At 56.7% G+C, this 23366-nt stretch carries 19 protein-coding genes; 10 read left to right on the top strand and 9 right to left on the bottom strand.

All coding sequences use genetic code 11. The features are described 5' to 3' along the window. Nucleotides 1-115: 115 nt before the first annotated feature. Both ACYBHZ_RS17115 and ACYBHZ_RS17110 read right to left on the bottom strand, forming a co-directional pair. Complete coding sequence (locus ACYBHZ_RS17115; protein ID WP_460275516.1) at nt 116-1102, bottom strand: aKG-HExxH-type peptide beta-hydroxylase; 987 nt, start codon at nt 1100-1102, stop codon at nt 116-118. 94 nt (nt 1103-1196) lie between these two features. After that, nucleotides 1197-1370: a hypothetical protein gene (locus ACYBHZ_RS17110; RefSeq protein ID WP_460275515.1), complete on the bottom strand. Its 174-nt coding sequence runs from the start codon at nt 1368-1370 to the stop codon at nt 1197-1199. 46 nt (nt 1371-1416) lie between these two features. Between ACYBHZ_RS17110 and ACYBHZ_RS17105 the strand changes: the two genes are divergently transcribed. The 6 genes from ACYBHZ_RS17105 to ACYBHZ_RS17080 all read left to right on the top strand — a co-directional run bounded on the left by ACYBHZ_RS17105 (nt 1417) and on the right by ACYBHZ_RS17080 (nt 10623). Next, entirely contained in the window at nt 1417-2460 is a 1044-nt protein-coding gene (locus ACYBHZ_RS17105; protein WP_460275514.1) for a hypothetical protein, read from the top strand. A gap of 89 nt (nt 2461-2549) precedes the next feature. Further along, entirely contained in the window at nt 2550-2726 is a 177-nt protein-coding gene (locus ACYBHZ_RS17100) for a hypothetical protein (protein WP_460275513.1), read from the top strand. A 375-nt stretch (nt 2727-3101) separates the two neighbouring features. Next, entirely contained in the window at nt 3102-5141 is a 2040-nt protein-coding gene (locus ACYBHZ_RS17095) for a choice-of-anchor F family protein (RefSeq protein WP_460275512.1), read from the top strand. Nucleotides 5142-5383: 242 nt separating this feature from the next. Further along, the gene (gene tsaA / locus ACYBHZ_RS17090) at nt 5384-5800 is read left to right on the top strand and encodes a tRNA (N6-threonylcarbamoyladenosine(37)-N6)-methyltransferase TrmO (protein ID WP_460275511.1); all 417 of its coding nucleotides are present in this window, start codon (nt 5384-5386) and stop codon (nt 5798-5800) included. Nucleotides 5801-6657: 857 nt separating this feature from the next. Continuing rightward, a complete protein-coding gene (locus tag ACYBHZ_RS17085) occupies nt 6658-10353 on the top strand; it encodes a vitamin B12-dependent ribonucleotide reductase (RefSeq protein ID WP_460275510.1) in 3696 nt (1231 codons plus the stop codon). A gap of 9 nt (nt 10354-10362) precedes the next feature. Then, nucleotides 10363-10623, top strand: coding sequence for a hypothetical protein (locus ACYBHZ_RS17080; RefSeq protein WP_460275509.1), 261 nt, complete (start codon nt 10363-10365; stop codon nt 10621-10623). 332 nt (nt 10624-10955) lie between these two features. On the opposite strand, the gene ACYBHZ_RS17075 is transcribed toward ACYBHZ_RS17080, so the two are convergent. Further along, on the bottom strand, nt 10956-11219 hold the full coding sequence (locus ACYBHZ_RS17075; RefSeq protein ID WP_460275508.1) for a hypothetical protein: 264 nt from the start codon (nt 11217-11219) through the stop codon (nt 10956-10958). Nucleotides 11220-11488: 269 nt separating this feature from the next. Between ACYBHZ_RS17075 and ACYBHZ_RS17070 the strand changes: the two genes are divergently transcribed. Then, complete coding sequence (locus ACYBHZ_RS17070) at nt 11489-12283, top strand: helix-turn-helix domain-containing protein (protein WP_460275507.1); 795 nt, start codon at nt 11489-11491, stop codon at nt 12281-12283. Between the two features lie 83 nt (nt 12284-12366). On the opposite strand, the gene ilvN is transcribed toward ACYBHZ_RS17070, so the two are convergent. The 3 genes from ilvN to ACYBHZ_RS17055 all read right to left on the bottom strand — a co-directional run bounded on the left by ilvN (nt 12367) and on the right by ACYBHZ_RS17055 (nt 15651). Further along, entirely contained in the window at nt 12367-12933 is a 567-nt protein-coding gene (ilvN, locus tag ACYBHZ_RS17065) for an acetolactate synthase small subunit (RefSeq protein WP_460275506.1), read from the bottom strand. 132 nt (nt 12934-13065) lie between these two features. Further along, nucleotides 13066-14814 carry an acetolactate synthase 3 large subunit gene (locus ACYBHZ_RS17060; protein ID WP_460275505.1) on the bottom strand — a complete coding sequence of 583 codons (1749 nt, stop codon included), beginning with the start codon at nt 14812-14814 and terminating at the stop codon, nt 13066-13068. A 372-nt stretch (nt 14815-15186) separates the two neighbouring features. Continuing rightward, nucleotides 15187-15651: a YbjN domain-containing protein gene (locus ACYBHZ_RS17055; RefSeq protein ID WP_460275504.1), complete on the bottom strand. Its 465-nt coding sequence runs from the start codon at nt 15649-15651 to the stop codon at nt 15187-15189. A 476-nt stretch (nt 15652-16127) separates the two neighbouring features. Between ACYBHZ_RS17055 and ACYBHZ_RS17050 the strand changes: the two genes are divergently transcribed. Both ACYBHZ_RS17050 and ACYBHZ_RS17045 read left to right on the top strand, forming a co-directional pair. Further along, a complete protein-coding gene (locus tag ACYBHZ_RS17050) occupies nt 16128-18008 on the top strand; it encodes a PhoX family protein (RefSeq protein WP_460275503.1) in 1881 nt (626 codons plus the stop codon). A 188-nt stretch (nt 18009-18196) separates the two neighbouring features. Next, complete coding sequence (locus tag ACYBHZ_RS17045; protein ID WP_460275502.1) at nt 18197-19132, top strand: hypothetical protein; 936 nt, start codon at nt 18197-18199, stop codon at nt 19130-19132. Between the two features lie 86 nt (nt 19133-19218). Here ACYBHZ_RS17045 and ACYBHZ_RS17040 read toward each other — a convergent pair whose 3' ends face one another. Both ACYBHZ_RS17040 and ACYBHZ_RS17035 read right to left on the bottom strand, forming a co-directional pair. Further along, nucleotides 19219-19731: a toxin-activating lysine-acyltransferase gene (locus tag ACYBHZ_RS17040; protein WP_460275501.1), complete on the bottom strand. Its 513-nt coding sequence runs from the start codon at nt 19729-19731 to the stop codon at nt 19219-19221. Beyond that, a complete protein-coding gene (locus ACYBHZ_RS17035) occupies nt 19728-20720 on the bottom strand; it encodes a Hint domain-containing protein (protein ID WP_460275500.1) in 993 nt (330 codons plus the stop codon). The genes ACYBHZ_RS17040 and ACYBHZ_RS17035 overlap by 4 nt, the downstream gene beginning before the upstream one ends. A 384-nt stretch (nt 20721-21104) precedes the next feature. Here ACYBHZ_RS17035 and ACYBHZ_RS17030 point away from each other — a divergent pair, with 384 nt between their 5' ends. Then, a complete protein-coding gene (locus ACYBHZ_RS17030; RefSeq protein WP_460275499.1) occupies nt 21105-22199 on the top strand; it encodes a TRAP transporter substrate-binding protein in 1095 nt (364 codons plus the stop codon). Nucleotides 22200-22371: 172 nt separating this feature from the next. Here ACYBHZ_RS17030 and ACYBHZ_RS17025 read toward each other — a convergent pair whose 3' ends face one another. After that, nucleotides 22372-23253, bottom strand: a complete 882-nt coding sequence (locus ACYBHZ_RS17025) for an FkbM family methyltransferase (protein ID WP_460275498.1) — start codon at nt 23251-23253, stop codon at nt 22372-22374. Nucleotides 23254-23366 lie beyond the last annotated feature (113 nt).

Here is a 23366-nt window from a genome sequence, read left to right as displayed (position 1 = left end):
TCGCGCTCCACAGGTGCCCCTCATGCTCGAAGCAGCGATGATCGCTCGGGGCTCTGGGCAGAACCATAAGCTGGGTCATGTGGAGAAGTATCTCAATGATACGGTCGTTGCAGGATTAATTGAGCTCTGCGATCCACTCCCGCGCAGCATTCAGCACCCGGTCGCCAGTATCGCTCAGACGGCCATACTGCTCAATTACGCCAAACCCTTTGGAGAAATTTTCACGATCGTGCGCTGCGGCGTCTCGCGCCTCATTACACTGGTCCGCCGACAACAGGCCAGAAGCGGCGAGGTGTTCCATTGCCCAGGCCATGCGCGCGGAGACAAAGGTCGCGTGATAGATGCCGTCCATCGGGCGGGGATCGACCCGCAGCGGCGATGGATAAAGGTCATCGTCTGGATTAAAGACCAGAGGCTCTTCAATCGTCAGACCAAAAAGCAATGAATGCGCCGCCTCATGGGCAAGCACCTCGACAACAGCCATAGGTGTCTTGTGATGTTTGGGGTTGAGCATCAGGAGCCCCCAGAACTGGTAGTGCGAGGCACCGTCGAACTCCATCTTCATGTTTTCAGGGGCCTGTGCCAGCAGTACCTCGTACACAATGGCATCAATCTCTCCAAAGAGATCGGGCAGGGCGCGCTGCATAAGATCCAGCCCCTCACCGAGAATCCCAGAGAAATCCGCTGCCTTCGTGTCAGAAATCGGGGCGAGTTCCATCCCGTCGTCAATGAGGTCGCGGCTCAAGACTTCTGCGTCCGGTTGGCCAAAATGCTGGATGAGCAGGCCCGGTGCGCGCTCTGAAAGTCCTTCCAGACGGGTAAGGCATGCCTCGATCTCCTGCTCTTGCCCATTGAGCAGCGCGGGCACGAGACCGTAATAGGCGCGAAAGGCTTCTGGCCTCATACGCTTACCTGCCGACACAGCCCTTGCCACCGCGCCTATGCGTTCAGAAATTCCCTTCATGCTTTCAGCAGTTGCCGCACTGAGATGCACGAGGCTGGCGGCAAGCTCTGTATGCATATGATCATCCACCGCATGACCACGGGCACGCGATGGAAAAAAGCGCTCAAGTTCGCTTATGTTTTGAAGAGGATCACTCATTGTCGCATCAATCTTTCTGAACGAAACAAACAGTTATTTCGCATCTTTTATGCGACATCGGCTGTATTAACGGTTGAAGACCCGCATGTTAGTCTCAGGTCGAAGACTTGAGACCTGCCTTAAGACCAGCCTTGAGGCCAAGCTTCAGGCCAGCTTTGAGGCCGACCTTTTGGCCAGCCTTGCCCCCAATCGTGGCACTGGGGGCGTCACCTTGCCCCAAGAGCCGAAAACCGAGAAGTTTGCTGTGATCAAGCTTGATTGAATTCATGATTTATGTTCCCTAAAAACTCTTTACCAAAGAGAAAAAACACCAAATGCGCCGAGCTGTCAAACGGATCAGGAAAAAATATCAGCTGATGGAGGAAATGTCCGAACGTGTGCGCAGACCTGCGGCGGTTCCTCTGGTCATATCCGTGACGACGATCGGCAAACGTAAAACGCTCAGCCAGGTCGCCACGTCGTTGCGCGAGACAGGTATTTGGCACGAACGCTGGTCCTACAACCACCTCTTCTCTGCCAGACGCCTGCCGCGTGCAAGTTATATCCTGACCGATTTCGACAGGCTGCATCCCTGGCAACTGGAGGTCGCGGGACGGTTTTATGATCGCATAAAAGACACGGGCCTCACCGCCATCAACGACCCTCGACGTTTTGTGCCGCGCGCCGCCCTTCTGAAACGTCTGTATCGTGAGGGGATCAATGATTTCACCTGCTGGGTACCCGCAGAGGGGGAAATGCCTGATCGGTTTCCAGTTTTTCTACGCACCATCGCGGCTCACCGGGGCGTAGAAAGCGAATTGCTCTCATCCCCAGAGGCAGCCGCTGCGGCGCTTGAGCTTGCACTTCGGAACGGCCGCGTTCTCAGTGACCTTGTCTTTGTCGAATTCTGCGCTGAACCTGTGCCGGAAAGTGGGGCTTATCGCAAGCACGCATGCCAAGGCATCGCGGGCAGAATGATCCGGGCATTGACTGTGAGCGATTCAGAATGGGTGGCCAAGCACGGCCAAATCGGTGCGGCGTCAGAAAAAGATTACTTGGCAGATCTCGAAGAACATCGGGTATATCCGTATGAGAAGATCATGCGTAAAGTATTCGACCTTGCCGGGCTTGAATTCGGCCGGATTGACTTCTCAATGGTCGGAGGACGCCCACAGATTTATGAGGTGAACTCCAATCCGACGATTAGCTGGGCCAAGGAGCATCCAAGTCCATTACGTCTGGAGGCCGATGCGATGGTCCGAAACGCGATTGTGGATGCCTTCGCTGAACTCGCCCTGAGTGAGCGCGGCGGTTGGGTCGATGTTGCGGATCTCTTGCCGCGCGAACGTGAATTGCGGACAGCAATGGGCCAACCGTAAAGCGGTCCGTGGCGCTGATGAATGCAACCGGCGTTAATCGTCCATACGGCGCCCTTCATCCACTTCCCCCTGTCAGTACGAAGCAATAAATGTCTGATTTCCGCGTGGTGGGTTTTGCAAAGCCGAATTCCTGCGCAGAACTGCCTTATGAGTTTGGCGCTCCGAATTTACGCGTAGTGCCTCAAGTTTTTCGAAAAACGCATTTTAACAATGCCTTAAGGGGTGATTTTTGGGATTGGGTCATTTGGACATTGAAACAATCTTGAAGCCCTGAAATGGGGGCTTCGTGAAGGCTCGTTCGTCTCTAAGTGACAGTGCATCTCTGTGAAAAAAAGGTTCTGCTTTGAGTGTGGTGTACCTCATTTGTGCAGAAAGTCGTGGTTGTATTTGTGCAACGAGGCACAGGAAAAACACTGTTTTGTATCCAGATCAAATATGACAATGAAAATATACATTCATATATGATTGTGACTGTGCGGTAGCCAGAGCCATTCAATCTCAAGCTAATCCCCGTTTTGGGGAGCATCCCTGGGGGGGACGATATGCAGCTAAAATCTATCAAATCTTACACCTGTGCTCCGATTGCCATTTTGGCATTTATTGGAACGCCCATTTTGGCAGATACATTCGATGAGTCTCCTTTGGTTGACGTCACGGGTGACGGCTATGTCTTTGTTGACCCCGCTGAAGGTGTCGAGGAACCCGGCGTCAAGGCGGAGACCAATGATGAGACCGCGAGCGGTGGAACGTATAGCAGTCCAAGTGATTTGGTGAACTGTCTGATGGCGTCAATTGAGGACGGCTGCGCTGCCGAGCCTGGGGCGGGGAAACGCATCAAGACACACCTGACCGGCCCGTCCGGTATCGAATTGAGCTTGAGTACTAACGATACGGACGGCACAACGGATTACTTTTTCTACGGAAAAACCTCAAACTTGACGGGCGCGCGGATCACCGGTTTCACGATCTTGATTGACGGTGGAGACGGAGCCACATTCAATACCGATTATTACGGCCCCTTCAACCTGCCCGATGGTTTGTTTGGAAATGGTGGCAACGAGTCTGATTCCGGTTTCTTCGCAGCTGGTTCGAAAGCTGTCATGACCACGACACTGGGAGACACCCAGATTGATCTGGGGGTCTTCACGCTTGAGGCATACACCGAATTGTTCGGTGATGCGTTTCTTGACGACAGCATGGTGCCGGACGGGGTCTTCTTCGATATCACAGACTATGAAGCCGATGCAGACGAAGCGGCGCTGATTGCTTGGTATAACGTGAGTGCGGGCTCTTGGGTCTATGGTGCGGTCAATGACGATATCGTCGGCTATGTCAAAAGCGAACTTGGTTTTGACATCAGCTATGTCGCCGGAGACCCCGTGCCGGATGAGGTCGTTGCCGCACTTGAAGCAAACGGGCTTTTCGAAGTCGATCCCATCGAAGACCTGCGCAATATGAACCTCAACTTCGTCATCGAGCTTGCTGATGTAGACGGCAATTTGGTTACTTTGAGCCTCACTCCGACTTTCGCCGAGATCGTGACAGAGACCTACAGTGAATACCAATTCAAGATTGCCGGTATGCTCGATGCCGCGGCGAATGTGCCCTATCTCAACATTGGCAATAAGGATGACTACTCCGCCGCGATTGACGAAATTTCGGAAAGTCCTACAGAAGCCGAACAGCTCGCAGCTCTGGAAAGCGTCGGCTTTGCCTTCCTCGGGAGCTACGGATCGCTGTCCTACGAACTCGGCCGCTCCATGACGGGGGCTTTGCCGGAAGGCGGGGTCACCTTCGGGGACGCTGGCGCAACGCTTTCGACCAAGGGGCTCCCCAACGGCTGGTCGTTGAGCGACAACGCTTTCGGCTTTGTGACGGCGCAAGGCGGAACGGCCAGCTATGACAGCACGGTCAACGGTACGGGTTACGATATCGACAGCTATGCGTTCTCCGCCGGTGTCGAATGGCGCCTTGATCCGACACTGTCCTTTGGTGTCATGATCGGTGGCGGCAGCGGCTCTGCCGATGCGCTGGCGGGCCTCGGGTCCGTCGATGCGGACGCTCTGTCAGTCGCACTTTTCGGGCGCAAGGCCTTTGGCGAGGGCGGCAGCGTGACCGCGATGCTCGGCTATCAGGATCTGTCCTTCGACAGCTCTCGCAACGTCATGGGTGAGACAGCATCGGGTGAGACGGATGGGGCGCAGATCTTCGCCGCGCTGAACGCCAAATACATGTTCCAACACGGGGCTTTGTCCTACGGGCCGCGCGCTTCATTTGAGTACTACAGTCAGAAGGTTGACGGGTTCGAGGAAACCGGCGCTGGCGCATGGAACCTTGCGATCGGTGATCAGGACGGAACAGTCGTCATCGCCTCTGTGGGCATCACGGGCGAATACGCTCTGCCACAAAGCAAACAGCATACGATGCTGACCGGTGCGCTTGCGCTGACAAGCGCCTCCGGCGATGATCAGATGGTCGAAACCGGCTTCATTGGTCTTCCGGCGACAACGGTTCCCGTCGATGGTTTCGACGATCAATGGATTGATCTGGAGCTTGGCATGTCCACGGTTCTCGGCGGCTATTCCGGGAACCCGGTCACTTTGCGCGGCGGTTACCACGGTGCGTTTGGCGATGACTATGAGAGTCACTCGCTACAGCTTTCGGTGAATTTTGAATTCTGATCCGGACGGACATTCTGAAAAGAAAAGGCGGCGCATCGAACGGATGCGCCGCCTTTTCCCTTTGGAGAGGAACAAGACAGGGGCTTTCAGGGCGCAAATGGACTGAAGGGAAATGCGTTAGTCCTTTGCGTGTCCGTTGTGACGCTGCGAAGAGGCTGGGGTGTCGCTGGGGAGGGGCTGCGTCCTTTTGTCTGACGTTGTCACGGGCAATTCGTTCTAGCTAATGAGAAAAGGAGATCCTCATGGTCGACCCCAGCACCGCAGACATCACTCTGACACCCATTGGGCAGATACGAACCCCTTATAAGACACTTTCGGATTTCCCAAAGGGGCCGGGGCGGGCAGGGCAGGAGGCGCGTATTGAACTTGATCCTCAATATGTGCCGGGGCTGAAGGGGCTCAAGGCCTCAGAGGTCGATGTGCTCTATTGGTTCGACCGTGCGCCGCGTGATGTGTTGCAATCTGTGCGCCCGCATGACGGGGTGCACTGTGGTGTCTTCGCGATGCGCTCGCCCCATCGGCCCAATCCCATTGCGCTTTCGCGGGTGAAAGTCTTGGCCATTGAGGAGGAGGCGCTTTTGGTCGCGGGGTTGGATTGCCTCGATGGGACAGCGCTCATCGATCTGAAGCCAGTTCCTGCGCCAATGTCACAAAAATGATTCGGGCTTTCTGAGTGAGGCATTGCGTACGCGTCTTGCGAGTGTATCTGTGCGAAATTCTCTCTAAGATTGTAAATTTTCGGCCATTTTCGTGTAAAATCTGGTTCTTGCCGCGTCTGCGAACAAGTTTTGGTCCACTAGATGTAGTGTGCTGAGGGATTAAGCAGGATAGGCGAGAGGGCGTCTCCTTGATGGTCCACAGCGTCTTCCGAGTTATCCACAAACGCTCGCTTAATTTCTTAACGTTTTTCGTGAAACCCATGGGAAACAAAAGAAAAATGGTTTGTTCTCGAAGAGACGAATCGAGGGGGCCTGTGGGCAAAATCCGTCAACGGAATTTTGCCAGAAAAATGGGTAAAAATTGCGTTGACCATCGGGGTGAACCCGCTGCACATTGTGTAGGCCGGATGGATGACACACTACATTTAGTTGGTCCTGAGCGGTGAGGGACAAGGGTTCCGGGGAACATATCCGATAGAGCGCCGTGCGGCTTTGAGGCGAATATGCCTTGTTTCCGCTCAAACGGACGAAATGAAACACGGATATGACTGCGGCGACCAGACCGATGCACGAAGGCGAATCTCCTGCCGACCGGCTCCATGCGTTGGGACCGGGCTGCGATCGCTTTGCCTTCTGCGCCGAGACGTTCTTCACCCCCTCAGACCACCAGATGTAGGGCGTGCGCCGGACGGCGACAGCGCGGGGATGCTCATCTCGGGGCTGTGGGTCGAACAGACCGGGATACGGGTGTGTGCCCGTCATCGGAATGGTGAACTGAGCAGGACGTAAACGGGAACTGTGGTCGGTCGGGCAAAGATCCGCGTTGAAGACCACAAAGAGATTTGGTCGGGGCAGACATGAAAATCGAACGGAAATTTACGACGGCAGGCAAGGACGCTTACTCGGAGCTGGACTTCACCAAGACCAGTTCGGAAATCCGAAACCCGGACGGGACGATCGTGTTCCACCTCGACGATTGCGAGGTGCCGAGCAAGTGGTCTCAGGTGGCGTCCGATGTCATCGCGCAGAAATACTTCCGCAAGGCGGGCGTCCCCGCAGCGGTGAAGAAAGTTCGCGAAAAGGGTGTGCCGTCTTTCTTGTGGCGCTCCGTTCCCGATGAGGCAAAGCTCGCGCAACTTCCCGAAGACGAGCGTTTCGGCGGCGAGTCTTCCGCTAAGCAAGTGTTCGATCGTCTCGCAGGCGCTTGGGCCTATTGGGGCTGGAAGGGCGGCTATTTCTCTTCCGAGGACGACGCCCAAGCCTATTACGACGAAATGCGCTTCATGCTGGCCGCTCAGATGGGCGCGCCGAACTCTCCGCAATGGTTCAACACTGGTCTGCATTGGGCTTACGGCATCGATGGTCCGGGGCAGGGGCACTACTACGTGGATTACGCCACGGGTGAGTTGACCCGCTCCGCCTCTGCCTATGAACACCCGCAGCCGCATGCCTGTTTCATCCAGTCCGTCGCCGACGATCTGGTTCAGGAAGGCGGGATCATGGACCTCTGGGTGCGTGAAGCGCGCCTGTTCAAATACGGCTCCGGCACCGGGACGAACTTTTCGTCCCTGCGCGCGGCCAATGAGTCCCTGTCGGGTGGCGGTAAGTCCTCCGGCCTCATGGGCTTTCTGAAAATTGGTGATCGTGCCGCTGGTGCGATCAAATCGGGCGGCACGACCCGTCGAGCAGCGAAGATGGTGATCTGCGATATGGATCACCCGGACATCGAAGAGTTCATCAACTGGAAAGTCATCGAAGAGCAGAAAGTGGCGTCCATCGTCGCGGGCTCCAAGATGCATGAACGCCAGCTCAATGAGATTTTCGATGCCATCGGAACTTGGGACGGCACCGAGGCCGACGCCTTTGATCCGAAGAAAAACACTGCCCTGAAAGCGGCCATCAAGGGCGCGAAACAGGTGGCGATCCCGGAGACCTATGTCAAACGGGTTCTGGACTACGCGAAACAGGGGTATTCGAGCATCGAATTCCCAACCTATGACACCGACTGGGATTCAGAGGCATACGCGTCGGTCTCCGGTCAGAACTCCAACAACTCCGTGCGCGTCACCGACGCGTTCCTCAAGGCCGTGAAAGACGATGCGGAATGGGAGCTCCTGCGCCGCACCGATGGCAAAGTTTCGAAAGTTGTGAATGCCCGCGAGCTTTGGGAGCAGGTCGGCCACGCGGCATGGGCCTGTGCCGATCCGGGCATCCAGTTCCACGACACGATCAACGCCTGGCACACCTGCCCGGAAGACGGTCAGATCCGCGGCTCGAACCCGTGTTCTGAGTACATGTTCCTCGATGATACGGCCTGTAACCTTGCCTCGATGAACCTGCTGACTTTCCTCAAAGATGGCGAGTTTGATGCGGAAAGCTACATGCATGCGACCCGCATCTGGACGCTGACGCTGGAAATCTCCGTGATGATGGCGCAGTTCCCGTCCAAGGAAATCGCGCAATTGTCCTATGACTTCCGCACCTTGGGTCTGGGCTATGCCAACATTGGCGGGCTGCTGATGAACATGGGGCTGGGCTACGATTCCGATGATGGCCGTGCGCTGGCTGGTGCTCTGACCGCGATCATGACCGGTGTGTCCTATGCGACCTCGGCTGAGATCGCTGGCGAGCTTGGCGCATTCGGCAAATTCGAGAAGAACCGCGAACATATGCTCCGCGTCATTCGCAATCACCGTACTGCGGCTTACGGCAAGACCAACGGCTATGAAGGGCTGGCGGTGAAACCGGTGCCGCTCGATCACGGCAACTGCCCGGACGCCAAGCTTGTGGCGCTGGCGAAAACCGCTTGGGACGAGGCTTTGTCCCTTGGCGAGAAGAACGGCTATCGCAACGCGCAGGTTTCCGTGATTGCGCCGACCGGCACCATCGGTCTGGTGATGGATTGCGACACCACCGGGATCGAGCCGGACTTCGCGCTGGTGAAGTTCAAGAAACTCGCCGGTGGCGGTTACTTCAAGATCATCAACCGTTCGGTTCCGGCGGCACTCGAAAAACTCGGCTACACGTCGAGCCAGATCGAGGAGATCGTCTCCTACGCGGTCGGTCATGGCACCATTGGCAATGCGCCGGGGATCAACCACACCGCGCTGATCGGCCATGGGTTCGGGCAAGCTCAGATCGACAAGATCGAAGCGGCGCTGCCCTCCGCTTTCGACATCCGCTTTGTGTTCAACCAGTGGACGCTCGGTGAAGAGTTCTGCACCGGTACGCTCGGCATTCCGAAAGAGAAGCTGAACGATCCGACTTTCGACCTGCTGCGCTCCTTGGGCTTCACCAAGAAAGACATCGACGCGGCCAATGACCACGTTTGCGGCACGATGACGCTCGAAGGTGCGCCCTTCCTCAAGGAAGAACATTACCACGTTTTCGATTGTGCCAATGCCTGCGGCAAGAAGGGCAAGCGTTACCTGTCTGTTGACAGCCACATCACCATGATGGCAGCGGCGCAGTCCTTCATCTCCGGCGCGATCTCCAAGACGATCAACATGCCGAACGACGCGACCATCGAGGATTGCCTCAACGCTTATGAGCTGTCCTGGTCCTTGGGCACCAAGGCGAACGCGCTCTATCGCGACGGCTCCAAACTGAGCCAACCGCTCGCCACCGCCCTCATCGAGGACGACGAGGAGGCCGAGGAAATCCTCGCCACCGGTTCCGCGCAGGAAAAAGCCGCGGTTCTGGCCGAGAAGATCGTCGAGAAACTTGTGATCAAGGAAGTGGCGCGCGGGCGTGAAAAACTCCCGACCCGTCGCAAGGGCTACACCCAAAAATCCATCGTCGGCGGGCATAAGGTCTATCTGCGCACCGGCGAATACGAAGACGGCTCTCTGGGTGAGATCTTCATCGATATGCACAAGGAAGGCGCGGGCTTCCGGGCGATGATGAACAACTTCGCCATCGCCGTGTCCGTGGGTCTTCAATACGGCGTGCCGCTGGAGGAATTCGTCGATGCCTTCACCTTCACCAAGTTCGAACCGGCGGGCATGGTGCAGGGCAATGACAGCATCAAGAACGCGACCTCGATCCTCGACTACATCTTCCGCGAGCTGGCCGTTTCCTATCTCGACCGCACCGATCTCGCCCATGTCAAACCGCAGGGCGCATCTTTTGATGATCTTGGCCGGGGTGAGGAAGAGGGCGTTTCCAACGTCAAAGATGTGACGGAGAACGCGGCTTCCAAGTCCTTGGAAGTGCTGAAACATATCTCCTCGACTGGGTACTTGCGCAAGCGCGTGCCGCAAGAGCTTATGGTGCTTCAGGGCGGCGTCAACTCCGGTGCGACCGCGCTGACGGGCTCGATGGACCCGCAGGCCGCGCTTCAGACGCTGGTGCCGGAAACCAAGGCTTCCGCGAAACCGTCGACCTCTGACACGGCGCTCAGCTCCGGGTCGATTTCGATGGACGCGCGCACCAAGGCCAAGATGCAGGGCTACGAGGGCGAGGCTTGCGGCGAATGCGGCAACTACACGCTGGTGCGCAACGGCACCTGCATGAAATGCAACACCTGTGGCGCCACCTCCGGCTGCTCGTAAGGGAAAAGAATGAACCTAGTTTTCGACATCGCAGGCCAACTTTGCGCAGCAGATCGCGTCACCATGCGGGGCAATACGCTTGAGGCCGAGTTCGACCGCAACGTGATCGGTGCGCTGGCCGACGCCTATGACCGTGCCGATAAGGTGTCCGTGCTGGGCGTCCCGTCGCTGACGGTGACCTATTCGGTGCAGGACTACCGGGATGCGGGGGAGGCGGGCTGTAAGGCCGTGTTTTCCGTCAACAGCTCTGCGGGTCGGGTGTTGCATTGAAGAGAATAGGTTTCGCTCGCCTCACGAGTGAAGCCGCCACAAGAGCGCGAAAAGTGGAGGCCGATTTTCGCCTTCCGCTCTGAGGCATTCAAAGAATACGTTTCGCTCGCCTCACGAGCGAAACGGGGTGGGGGCTTTCCATTCGACCCGGGAAGCCTCGCGAGGGGTCCAAGGACACCTTTCCGGCGTGGGTGCGCTCACGTCAGACGCGGATCGGGCCGCAGGCATAAAATCTACCGGGCGGTATCAAACAGGAGCCCGATCAGCGAACCTCAGGGGCCCTTCGGGGCCCCTTTTTTCATGTCATGTGCGAATGCTGTTTGGGGGTCGGATCAGGCCGCCGGTTTTGACGTGATGTCCCTCAAGGCCTGAGCCAAATCCGGGGCCACGTCACGCTGGACCGCGCGCAGGCTCAAGCAGACGCGGACGCCGTCTTCCAAACGTGTCTCGCATTGAACCATGGTGCCGGCTTCGGGCATTTGAAAAGCGCCGCCCTTGAGGCTGTTGGCGCTGGCGTAGGCGAGATCGGCATGATCACTGCACCAGATCACGGCCTTATGCGTTTTAGGGTCTGCCCAGAGAACTATTCCGTCCATTTTTAATGTCTCATTCAAATGCGATTTAGAGTGAGCATTAAGAACTATCATATGAGCGAAATTCGGAATATCCGGCTTTCTGTATCATTTAAGGGCGATGTTGACGCTGTTTGGCGTCGAAATGTAAAAGTTTTAAGAAAATTTGGCGCGAAACAGTATCAATACCGCTTTTGATCCCGCATACTGGCCTTACGTTATAGTATTTCATTCTGTGAAACCGCTCTGAGCGAGGGGGGAGTTGCAGGACGTTGTTGGTTAAGGAGGGTGCCGTGCGGACCGGAGATATGTCTCCCGCGCAGTTGCGCCATGTGTTCGGGGCGAACCTACGGGCGTTGTCGGCAAAGGCCCCGTCAATTTCGGCGCTCTGCATCGATCTTGGGATCAATCGGACGCAATACAATCGCTATCTCAATGGCGAAGCGTTCCCGCGCCCGGATGTGTTGTATCGTATCTGCAAACATTTCGACGTCGATGCACGCATCTTGCTCGAACCACTGGACGATGAGGAGATGCGGAAGCGGCAAAATGGCGCGATCGAAGATATGGCGCGCACGCTCTCTGATCTCGGAGCTCTGAGCATCGCGCCCGCAGACTTCCCGGAAGGCGCATACTTGCATTACCGGGCGTCCTATTTCGAGCCGACAAAGATCAGTTGCACCCTGACGGGCTTTTACCGCGACGTGCACGGTGTCATGCGGATCAAGGGCTATATGCCGCGCGCGTCGAGTGATCGGCTCGGACTGCCGCATGCCGCCGCCGCGCGCAAGTTCCGGGCGGTGGTATTCCGGCAGTTGATGGGATTTTCCTTCGTGCTGACGATGACACACACACCTCTGATGGTGCTTGGTGGTTTCCGACCCGGCTATCTTGGTCAGGAGGATTACTATTTCGGAAGTTCGATCTCGACACAGGATGTGATGACTTCCTCGCCGTTGCTGCTTAGGCGGTTGAAGCCGGGGATGCTTGCGATGTTGGCGGCCCGCAAGGAGATTGGCCTGCACGCCCGACCGCATTATCCGCCGCTCATTCGTGGCTATTTCGACAAACATGCGCCGCTCAGTTAACTGGTGTGTTGCGGCAGGATCGTGCAACGCAAAAGGGCCCCGGAGGGCCCTTTGTCAGTCGGTATGCATGCTGGACGCAGGCGTCAGATTTTGCCACCGCGGGCCAATGCGGCAACGCCGGTCCGGGCGGTTTCCTGCAGGCCCAGAGGGCGCATCAGCTCGGCAAAGGCGTCGATTTTCTCCGACGTGCCGGTCATCTCGAACACAAAGCTTTCCAGCGTGCTGTCGACGACATTGGCGCGGAAAATTTCCGCAAGGCGCAGCGCCTCGATCCGGTTGTTGCCCGTGCCTTCGACCTTGAACAGCGCCAGTTCGCGCTCGATCGAGGGACCATCAACGGTCAGGTCATGCACCTCGTGGACGGGCACGATGCGGCCCACCTGTGCCTTGATCTGTTCGATCACGTCGCGCGTGCCGGTGGTGACCACGGTGATGCGGGACTTGTGGCCTTCGTGATCGACCTCGGCCACGGTCAGGCTTTCGATGTTATAGCCGCGGCCTGCGAAGAGACCGATGACACGGGCCAGAACCCCGGCCTCGTTGTCGACCAAGACGGCGAGGGTGTGCTTTTCGATGACTTCGGCGTGGTAGTCGCGAAGGTCATAGGCGGAATGGCTCGAGGAGCCTTGTTGGATGCGTAGGGCAGACATGTGTTTCCTCTCCCTTAAACCGCGCGCTCAGGCGTGGTGATCGTATGTGTAAGTGCGCGCATTATCCGGCCAGCCCCCATGTTGCCACGAGGGCGGCCAAAGCATTGCGCAGCCAGTTCGCAAAAGGTTTCATCAGACCAGAACCGCCCCGTCGGATTTGATCGCGCCCTCGACAGAGGCTTCGCCGAGCAGCATCTCATTGTGCGGCTTGCCCGACGGGATCATCGGGAAGCAGTTTTCGTGTTTCTCAACGAGACAGTCGAAGATCACCGGGCCGTCGTACTTGATCATGTCCATGATCGCGTCATCGAGGTCTTTCGGGTCGGAACACTGAATGCCTTTGGCGCCGAACGCTTCCGCGAGTTTCACGAAATCGGGCAGGGCTTCGGACCAGGACGAGCTGTAACGCTCACCATGCAGCAATTGTTGCCACTGACGGACCATGCCGAGGCGTTCGTTGTTCAGGATGAACTGTTTCACAGGCAGGCGGTACTGCATCGCCGTGCCCATTTCCTGCATGTTCATCAGCCAGGAGGCTTCGCCCGCGATATTGACGACGAGGCTCTCCGGGTGCGCCATCTGAACGCCGATGGAGGCAGGGAAACCATAGCCCATGGTGCCGAGGCCACCGGAGGTCATCCAGCGGTTCGGATCTTCAAAGCCGAGGAATTGCGCAGCCCACATCTGGTGTTGGCCAACCTCGGTGGTCACATAGCGATCCATGCCTTTGGTCAGCGCTTCAAAGCGTTGCAGCGCGTATTGCGGTTTGATCACCGTCTCGGAGTTCTTGTAGGTCAGGCAGCTGACGGCTTTCCATTCCTCGATCTGTTTCCACCAAGCGGTGGTGTTGGCGGTCTTGCGGCCGCGCGATTTCCAGACCTTCAGAACGTCTTCGAGGACGTGGCCAACATCGCCGATCACCGGCAGGTCAACGTGAATGATCTTGTTGATCGAGGAGGGGTCGATGTCGATGTGGATTTTCTTGGAGTTCGGCGAGAAGTCCTGAATACGGCCGGTGATCCGGTCGTCGAACCGCGCGCCGATGTTGATCATCAGGTCACAGCCATGCATCGCCATGTTGGCCTCATAGAGACCATGCATGCCCAGCATGCCGAGCCAGCCTTTGCCAGACGCCGGGTAGGCGCCCAGCCCCATCAGGGTGGAGGTGATCGGGAAACCCGTCGCATCAACCAATTCGCGCAGCAGCATGGACGCCGCCGGGCCGGAGTTGATCACGCCGCCGCCGGTGTAGAACACCGGGCGTTCCGCTTTCTCGATGAGCGCAACGATGTCGTTGATCTCCTCGATGGAGGCTTTCACGCGCGGCTTATAGTGGCTCATCTTGGCTTTTGCGGGCGGGGTGTACTCGCCATCGGCGAACTGCACGTCTTTCGGCAGATCGACCAGAACCGGACCCGGGCGGCCCGAAGTGGCGACGTGGAATGCCTGATGCAGCGTTTCCGCCAGCGTGTCAGTGTCTTTCACCAGCCAGTTGTGTTTGGTGCAGGGACGGGTGATGCCAACCGTGTCGGCTTCCTGGAACCCGTCGGTGCCGATCATGAAGGTCGGAACCTGCCCGGACATGACGACGATCGGAATGCTGTCCAGCAGCGCGTCGGTCAGGCCGGTCACAGCATTGGTCGCGCCCGGACCCGAGGTCACCAGAGCAACACCGACCTTGCCGGTCGAGCGGGCATAGCCCTCGGCGGCATGAAGCGCGGCTTGCTCATGGCGCACCAGAACGTGCTTGATGTCGTTCTGTTGGAAAATCTCGTCGTAGATCGGAAGGACAGCGCCCCCCGGATACCCGAATACCGTGTCCACACCCTGATCCTTGAGGGCTTGGACTACCATTTTCGCTCCGGTCATCTGACGTGTCATTTTGTTCTCCGTCTGCACATCGTCACTTTGTTTTCTGCAATAAAAAAGCCCCCGGTTTTCAATCGGGGGCGCATGGGTTCCATTATGGTCAACCGTCACCGGCCCATGCGCGTGTTCCCTACAAGTACAAGAATGCCAGACATGGCGTTTCCTTTTGGGGCTTTTACCCTTTCGGGTGCTTCATTGCGTGGGCCGGACATTAGGACTCGCGTGAACAGGCGTCAACCGCAAAACACCCCATGACTTGAATAAAATGTCGCGGCACGGCATGTGCGTGAAATAATGTTAAAAGGGCTGACCTATTTTGGGAATGCCGCGCGCATGACACATGTCTCTATCTGACTGGTCGGTATGCACGCGGCAGTTATCCCCTCACTCAAAATGCTCTTCCGCCTGTTCCACGATCACGCGCCACCAATCAAACGTGTCGTCCAAAGCCTCGCGGGTGATGCCGCCCTTGAAGGCGAAGGAGTAGTTGATCTCCAGATCGCCGTCGCCATCCACCGAAGCTTTGCCGAAGCGGTAGCCGTTGTTGTAGTCGTTGATCGTCTCGGCGTCGGTGGAATAATCGTCGCCGTCGAAAAAGGCCACGAAAGTGCCGTTGTTGCAGTCCTCGTGATCCTCGCAGCCGTAGAAATAGAGCGTGTAGGGCACGCCGCTGATCCGGCCACGGAACATCGGGTCGCCTTCGCCGTCCACATCCGCTTCGACGGAGCCGAATCCCGAGAGCAGCTCTTCGAACGTGTCCAGATCATCGAAGGTCACGATCGAGGTTTCCGCCAGCGCGGGCAGGGTGGTGATTGTCATCAGGGCGGAGAGGGCGAGGGGACGCAGCATCGGTCGAAATCCTTTTGTTTCAGGGGAGTATCTTCCCCGGCGCCGGCATTTTGACCCGTGAGTGTTTCAAAAGAAAGGGGGAAATCTGCGGATTGTGGCTCCGCTAAAGCGTTTCTACTTAAACCTGAATCAGGGTTTGAGCAGAAACGTGGTGCAACGTCTAAGCGGAGCGGGCGTTTCGACTTTATGTGATAGATCAAGTTAAAGTCGAAACGCTTCAGAGGGGGGATGCTCGGTCTCGGGGCGATGTGCCCGACCTCATGGGACTTTCGAAGTCAGATCAGCGGCTCGTTTGGTCACGCATAGTGTACGCTAAGTCACCCGCCACGAAGACATGAATTCGGGTCTGTTTCATCTTTGCGTTACAATTTTGTCACCCGGTTGTTGCCCGCGCTTGGCACCTGATGCGACGAAAGCCACCTCCGCTGGAACGGTGGCTTGTCGATTCTCTAGCAACGCACTCAATGGAGCGAGATATGAAAGATCAGGACATCGTCGACCTGTCGTGGGACGATTTTGACGAGATGCGCGACCCGCGCCCGGACAACAACGGTTTCGACGCGGTTGTCGAACGTGCGATTTCCCGCCGCGGTTTCTTGGGTGGCGCTCTGGCCTTCGGCTCCGGCGCTCTCGCGATGGGCGCAGGCCTCATGTCCTCCACCACGGCCGCGCGTGCGGAAGGGGCGGCCTTCAAATTCAAGCCGATCCCGATCGGCACCGATTTCGACATCCATGTGCCGGAAGGCTACCAGTGGAAAGTCCTCGTGCGCTGGGGCGACGCTCTGTTCTCCGACGCGGTTTCCGCTTACTCCCCGGTGGGTGGCGTAGACGTGTCCAAATCCGACCGCGTCTTCGGTGAGAATACCGACGGTATGGAAATGTTCACCGATGGCGATCACGAGATCATCACCGTGAACTCCGAATACGTGAACCCGAAAATCAACCTTCCGGAAGCCTCTGCGGGCATGCCGCAAACCGCGGACGAAGTGAAAATGCTGAAAAACTTCCAAGGCGTGACCGTCATGGAAGTGGCAGACAAGGGCAATGGTTATGAGGTTGTTCTCGACAGCCCCTACAACCGCCGCATCACGCATGAGACGCAGATGACCATGGACGGTCCGGCGGCTGGCTCCGCTCTGGTGAAAACCAATGCCGACCCGGAAGGCATGTCCCCGAAAGGCACCATGAACAACTGTGGCTCCGGCAAGACGCTCTGGGGCACCTACCTGACCTGTGAAGAGAACTTCAACGGCTACTTCGGCGCCACTGGCGAATATGAAGTGACCGAAGGTCTCACGCGCTACGGCATCGGCGGCGAAGGCCGTTACGCCTACGAGAAATTCGATGAGCGCTATGACCTGACGAAAGAGCCGAACGAGCCGCATCGCCACGGCTGGGTCACCGAGATCAATCCGAAAGACCCGAGCTCGACCCCGGTCAAGCACACCGCGCTGGGCCGTTTCAAACACGAGAACGCTGAGATGGTGCAGGCCGCTGACGGTCGTGTGGTTGTCTACATGGGCGACGATGAGCGCGGCGAATTCATGTATAAATTCGTCTCTAACGGCACCTACACCGAAGGCGGCTCCACCGAAGGCCTTCTGGCCGACGGCACGCTCTATGTCGCCAAGTTCAACGACGATCTGACCGGCGAATGGCTGGCTCTGACCCCGGAAACCACCGGCATGTCGATGGAAGACATTCTCGTCTTCTCCCGTATGGCTGGGTCCAAAGTCGGGGCTACCACCATGGACCGCCCGGAATGGATCGCCGCCAACCCGCTCAAGTGCGAAGCCTATTGCGCGCTGACCAACAACAAGAACCGCGGCGTCAAACCGAACGCTGGTGGCGACGCGACCCCGGCGTCTGGCCCGAACCCGCGTGAGACCAACAACTTCGGTCAAATCGTGCGCTGGAAACCGGCAGGTGAAGATCACGGCGCCAGTGATTTCGCATGGGATCTCTACGTCATGGCCGGTAACCCGACCGTTTACGACAACGCCTATGCCGGGTCCGAGAACGTCAACGAAGGCAACATGTTCAACTCTCCGGACGGCATGGCCTTCTCCTCGGACGGGTTCCTCTGGATCCAAACCGATGGCGACGACAGCAACGAAGGCGAGTTCGCCGGTCAGGGCAACAACCAGATGCTTATCGGCAATACGGAAACCGGCGAAATCGGCCGCTTCCTCACCGCGCCGAACGGTGCGGAAGTCACGGGCCTGTGCTGGTCCGAAGACAAGAAAACGGCCTTTGTCGGCATCCAGCACCCGGGCGGCTCCTGGCCGGACGGTGCGGGCAAACCGCGCTCTTCCATCGTCGCCGTGTGGCGCGAAGACGGCGCTCTGATCGGCTAAGGCTTTTCAGCAGACCTTTTTATCAGGCATAAAAATGACAGGGGGTGCGGTAAAAGCCGCGCCCCTTATTTTGTGGGAGTTTATTGTTTTCTGTCTTCCAGTTTTGGCAAACTGTCTTGGAAAAGTCTGGAACGAGACAGTCTCGGTGTTTTACTGGAGACACGTCTCTATATGTTGGAGAACTGGCAATGAGCGATCATGACGCCACTATTTGGCTATATCACTTCGACAGAACAGAAAAATTTTATCTCGGTAAAAGTAAAGCTAATATTGATCCAAGAAGTGGGGGCCCCATTATCCCTGGGGCTTCAACATTGGTCGCACCACCTCCTCAATGGTCCGAAGGTTACATTCCCGTTTTCAATGGATCAGCATGGGAAATCCATAAAGACGAGTTTTGGAGGCCACGTGAAGAGGAAGTCAATTATGACGCCGGCCGCAAAGCAGAAACTTACCGGCCCAAAATGATCGGACTAAGAGACTTTCCAAGCTATCCAGATCTTGAACGCCTCGCGAATTCGGGACTCGTTGTTTTGCGGCTCATTGATAATATTCGATTTATTGACGCGAAATTCCAACAGCTTCTGCGGATGAATTTTAGTCCTGTAGAAAATATTTTCGACGACGCCGCTGGCGGTGTAACTTTATGCGCTAAACCGACCTCTTTTGGTGCGTATAAATTTGAAAGCGAGGCCTTGGTTTTTCAGATGCGCCATTGCTTGGACACGCTTTGCAGATTGACCGAACTGCTTTGTGATGCGGAGCGCGTGAACAGGGAAAAGCGCTTTCGCTGTGATAACGTAGGGGCTTTGTTTGGGAAGTATAAGAAAAGCCAAGTTGCGAACATTGTGAGAGGGCTGGCACAGTCTTGCGAAAGTGATCAGACAGATTTTTTAAAAATATCGAACGATCTATTTAATGCGATGAAGCATACGCACATGAATGCGGAAACTCAGATGTTGTATGGGGCTGATACTCCCACAATCGTTGCTTATGGGGCGCTGAATGGAAAACATAGGGACGTCATCACCTACCATAATCATAACGCATATCATCTGATGATGGGGTTTCATGATACGATTGACCGTATCCTAAGCAATCAGAGAGCTTTTCTTGCTTCTTAGTGCGCGCAACAACGGTAAGCCGTCGCACCTAACCCCATCCAGAAAGGTCGGCTGATCGCGACTGCAGAACCATCTGGTTGGCTTGCTCAAGCCTCCAGAAACGCAGCCTCGGAATAGACCTTCGACAATCTTTCCCGGTGAAAGTCGATATGGACGATCCGGCGGGTGCGGTTGTCGTCTCCGACCCGGCGGAAATAGAAATCATCGTCGGTGAAATGGCCTTTTCCCATGATCCAACGCACCATGCTGGCGGTCATGCCCTTGTAGGGGGCCATGATGTCGATGATCCAGAGGCGCTCGCCGCTGTTCCAATCTTCGGGTTTGAGTTGTTCGCCCGTGATCAGGCGGCGCTCGGCTTCGGTGGTGAGCCAAGCCCAAGTATACATGCCGCGCGCAACCCCGTCGAAACGGAACAGGCGGAACTGACCGAGGTGTAGGGGCGGCTCAAGATAGCTGCGCAGTTGTGCGACGGACATGCCGGCATGCCGTGGGCTGCGGAAAGCCAGAAAGATCATGTCGCCATAGGCGCGCACTCGATCCGGGCTGGGGCTTTCGATCTCGGGAAGCGTGCGCCCCTGTGAATCGTGGCGTTCCGTCATGCGACCTCTCTGTCGTCCGTCCTGTCTTTGGGGTGAGGCAGGGCCTTATGGAGAAGTATGCTTTCCCACGGGCGAAGCGCCATGCGGGCGGTGTCAATCGCGCTGGTGCTCTCGAAAAGAGCGGGGAAGAGTTTGAACAACTCGTCCCGCACCTCGCTGTCGATCTCGCGCAGGCTGTAATCGCCCGGATGAAAGCTTTCCGTTTCCAACCCTTCGGTCACCATGATCTCGTGCTGGTCGAACAGCACGTGGAAATAATCAATATCTTCCGCGTCGTGGTCCACGCGGATGGTCTGATCGTTGACCAGTCCTTTCGCGGGTACCAGCACTTCCTCCGCGCCAAACAGAAGCTCGGCGCGCCAATCCTTCACGAGAATGCGGTGCTGCGGCGAGACCATAAGATCGCGGGAGGGGCGGTTGTCGCCAAAGGTGCCTGCGGAAATCCGGATGGGGCGCAAGGACGGATCACCCTTCAATCTGCTGTTGGAAATATGGCTGCATCCGATCCAGCGGACAGGGCGGGCCGGGGCATCGACCGTTTTCACCATGTCGCCGATAGCGAGCTTTTCGACAGGGACAGGACCGGATTCGGTTTCAACCAAAGTGCCGCGCGCGACGCAGATCATCAGGTTGATATTAACTGTATCTGTGTCCGAGCCGCTGCTGTCCGTGCCGGTGACAGAGATCACGACCGTTTGATCGGAGCCGGACTCATAGACCGCAGAACGATCGATGATGAAGGTAAATTCACCCGTCGTACTGTCGTAGACCAGTTCGCCATACTGGCTGCCACTCGTTACGGTAAAGCTGTAGCCGCTGCTCGCCTCGCTCGAACTGGTGCTGCCAATCGGGACGACATCAAAATCGCCGGACACGGTTGTGACATCGCCTTCGTCGAGATTTACGTCAAAGGTCCAAATGTCGACGTTGCTACTGCCGCTGCCCGTCGCGCCGGTGACCTCGCTGATGTTATAGGTATTATACCCCATTCCTATGTCCTGCCTCTTACCAGCTCTTTTCGGCTTAATGCCTAAAGATGGAACCTATCCCGAGAAATACGAAGTGATTTCTGTCTCTATCGGCAAAACAGGACAGAAATGTGGCATTGAGAGCGCAATTTAGATGTCATCATCAGACGTTGATGGGGGGGGCAGCGATATTGCCGAGGAGGACGCCACTCCGTGAACGGATGGGACAGAAATATGGGGAAAGCGGTGTCTATTGCGCATAAAAGTTGCGTCCCTTCTGCGTTTCCGCGCAATTTTGGCGCAAGATGTCGTGCAATCCCCTCTTCAATCTTCCGGAATGCCTCTCTATGGTGCGTGCGATTTGGCGCGGGGTCTCCCCTCGCGCGCCTTTTGGAGGATACACGTATGGATCGTCGCTCTTTTCTGAAAACTTCCGCGCTGGGCGGATCTGCCGCCGCTGCATCGTCGCTCGCCGCGCCGATGTACGCACAGGGCAATCGCACCCTGACCATGGTCTGTTCCTGGCCGCGTGGTCTGGCAGGCGTGTGGGATGCCGTTGAGCGCTTTGTCGATAGCGTGAACACCATGTCCGACGGTCAGCTCACCATCGAGGCCCGCGCCTCTGGCGAGCTTGTAGGTGGTCTGGAAGTGTTCGACGCTGTGACCTCCGGTCAGGCCGACATCTATCACTCCGCGGAATATTACTTCACCGGTCAGCACCCGGCGATGGCCTTCTTCACCACCTCTCCGTTCGGCATGACCGCTCCGGAAATGATGGTGTGGTACTACGGTATGGGCGGTCAGAAACTGCACCGCGATCTGGGCGAGATTTTCGGCCTGCACACCAACATCGGCGGTCAGACCGGTGCACAAGGTGGCGGCTGGTACCGCAAAGAAATCACGTCTGTGGCGGATTTCCAGGGCTTGAAACTGCGTATGCCGGGCCTCGGCGGCGAGGTTGTTGGCAAGCTGGGCGCCTCCGTACAGGTGATGCCGGCCGGCGACATCTACCAATCGCTCTCCTCGGGTGCGCTTGATGGCACCGAGTGGGTGGGGCCGTGGTCCGACGAACGTCTCGGTTTGCAAGAGGTCTGTGACTACTTCTACCCGGCCGGTTTCCACGAGCCGGGCTCCGCGCTCTCCGTCAACACCAACCTCGACGTCTTCCAATCGCTGACGCCCGCGCAACAACGGATCATCGACAACGCCGCTGCCGAGTGCAACCAGTTCGACTACTCCCTGTTCCTCGCCAACAACGGCCCGGCGCTGCAACGTCTGATCTCCGGCGGCACTCAGATCAAGCAATTCTCCGATGATATCTGGGAAGCTTTCGGTCGCGCCTCCAAAGAGGTTCTGGACCAGTATATGGATGACGATCTCTTCGTTGAAATTCGCTCTTCCGTCGAAGAGTCGATGAAAGCCACCTCCGGCTGGATGGGCCGTTCGGACACGTTCTACACCGAACAGCGCAACCGTGTGATGGCGATGCTCGAAGAGTGATCCGTGAGGGCGTGTCCCTCATGTTTTGCCCGAACAAAAAGAGCCGCGCGAAGAGCGATCTTCGCGTGGCTTTATTTTAAGGTTTTGGTTTGTATTGCGAAAACAGGCTGAAAACAGGTGTGGTCTTGTTTATATGCCGGGACAATGATCTGGGGACGTCTCAGTTCGAGGCTTAGCCCTTTGTGAGATTGGCTGGCAACATGTCGATATATGCGTCGACGCCAGCCGCATCGATGTCGTTGCGGTCAGCCAGAATTTGCAGTGCGAGAACAGCAATATCAAAGCTTTCGAAAGCAGAATCTGCCAAGAGGGCAAGATGTTTGAGCTGCTCGCTCGGATATTCGCGAATTTTGAAAAGGTTCTTAAGAAATACCACATCGCCATCCACCGCCTGATTTCTGTTCCTTCGTGTCTTGAGACGTGGCAGGTCGTTTGCACCCACCATGAATGACTTCAGGAACAAAAACTTATGTAGATGAAAGTCGTTCTCGCGCATTTCTTGCATCTGCGCGTCCAAGAGCGGTTGGTCCTCATAGAGCGGGATCGTCGCCACTTCGGTGATGACAGCTGAGACGTGGCTGAGTTTTCGCCGGCCGCCTTTGAAGACATCAATCTCAGACCCCTGAACGTCGATTTTCAGGAGGTCAAACTCTGGCAGATCTTCAAGGCTGTCCAACTGGCGGGTTTCCATGTCTATCTCTTCCAAGACAGTCATCTGACTTTCCCAGTGCCCCATGAGATTGATCAGTTCCATGTTGGGCTTTTTTAGCGAGGTGAAACCGCTGCTGCGGCAAACGTGCAGGGTGCCAGGTTGTCCGGAGCCGACCGCGTAGGGAAAATAGTGCTCATGAGAGCCCTTCTCGGCCATTAGCTTTTTGTAGGCCTCCGGCTGCGGCTCAAACCCCCAGACTTCACAAAGCCCATTGCGTAACAGTCGCGCATAGGGCGTATCATCGAGCGGATTTGCCCCAACATCGACGATGCGGGTAAGCCTTTGTGGTGAAGTGATTTTGTATAAATTAACCGCGCGGAGGTCAGGGTCTGAATCGGGCATGGTTTTCTCAATTTTTCGGCGAATAGCTTTTGTGTGATCTGTGAGAGACTATGTGTCAACAGGTCTTAGGGGGCTGACCCTGAAGACCAAGAGACGCCGCCGATGGTGAACGA

The sequence above is a fragment of the Celeribacter sp. ULVN23_4 genome (assembly GCF_054788345.1).
This window is presented reverse-complemented; position numbering and strand designations above follow the sequence as displayed.

Coding starts and splice junctions, on each gene's coding strand:
- ACYBHZ_RS17115 (WP_460275516.1), bottom strand. CDS start 1,102: ATGAGTGATCCTCTTCAAAACATAAGCGAACTTGAGCGCTTTTTTCCA.
- ACYBHZ_RS17110 (WP_460275515.1), bottom strand. CDS start 1,370: ATGAATTCAATCAAGCTTGATCACAGCAAACTTCTCGGTTTTCGGCTC.
- ACYBHZ_RS17105 (WP_460275514.1), top strand. CDS start 1,417: ATGCGCCGAGCTGTCAAACGGATCAGGAAAAAATATCAGCTGATGGAG.
- ACYBHZ_RS17100 (WP_460275513.1), top strand. CDS start 2,550: ATGTCTGATTTCCGCGTGGTGGGTTTTGCAAAGCCGAATTCCTGCGCA.
- tsaA (WP_460275511.1), top strand. CDS start 5,384: ATGGTCGACCCCAGCACCGCAGACATCACTCTGACACCCATTGGGCAG.
- ACYBHZ_RS17085 (WP_460275510.1), top strand. CDS start 6,658: ATGAAAATCGAACGGAAATTTACGACGGCAGGCAAGGACGCTTACTCG.
- ACYBHZ_RS17080 (WP_460275509.1), top strand. CDS start 10,363: ATGAACCTAGTTTTCGACATCGCAGGCCAACTTTGCGCAGCAGATCGC.
- ACYBHZ_RS17075 (WP_460275508.1), bottom strand. CDS start 11,219: ATGGACGGAATAGTTCTCTGGGCAGACCCTAAAACGCATAAGGCCGTG.
- ilvN (WP_460275506.1), bottom strand. CDS start 12,933: ATGTCTGCCCTACGCATCCAACAAGGCTCCTCGAGCCATTCCGCCTAT.
- ACYBHZ_RS17060 (WP_460275505.1), bottom strand. CDS start 14,814: ATGACACGTCAGATGACCGGAGCGAAAATGGTAGTCCAAGCCCTCAAG.
- ACYBHZ_RS17055 (WP_460275504.1), bottom strand. CDS start 15,651: ATGCTGCGTCCCCTCGCCCTCTCCGCCCTGATGACAATCACCACCCTG.
- ACYBHZ_RS17050 (WP_460275503.1), top strand. CDS start 16,128: ATGAAAGATCAGGACATCGTCGACCTGTCGTGGGACGATTTTGACGAG.
- ACYBHZ_RS17045 (WP_460275502.1), top strand. CDS start 18,197: ATGAGCGATCATGACGCCACTATTTGGCTATATCACTTCGACAGAACA.
- ACYBHZ_RS17040 (WP_460275501.1), bottom strand. CDS start 19,731: ATGACGGAACGCCACGATTCACAGGGGCGCACGCTTCCCGAGATCGAA.
- ACYBHZ_RS17035 (WP_460275500.1), bottom strand. CDS start 20,720: ATGGGGTATAATACCTATAACATCAGCGAGGTCACCGGCGCGACGGGC.
- ACYBHZ_RS17030 (WP_460275499.1), top strand. CDS start 21,105: ATGGATCGTCGCTCTTTTCTGAAAACTTCCGCGCTGGGCGGATCTGCC.
- ACYBHZ_RS17025 (WP_460275498.1), bottom strand. CDS start 23,253: ATGCCCGATTCAGACCCTGACCTCCGCGCGGTTAATTTATACAAAATC.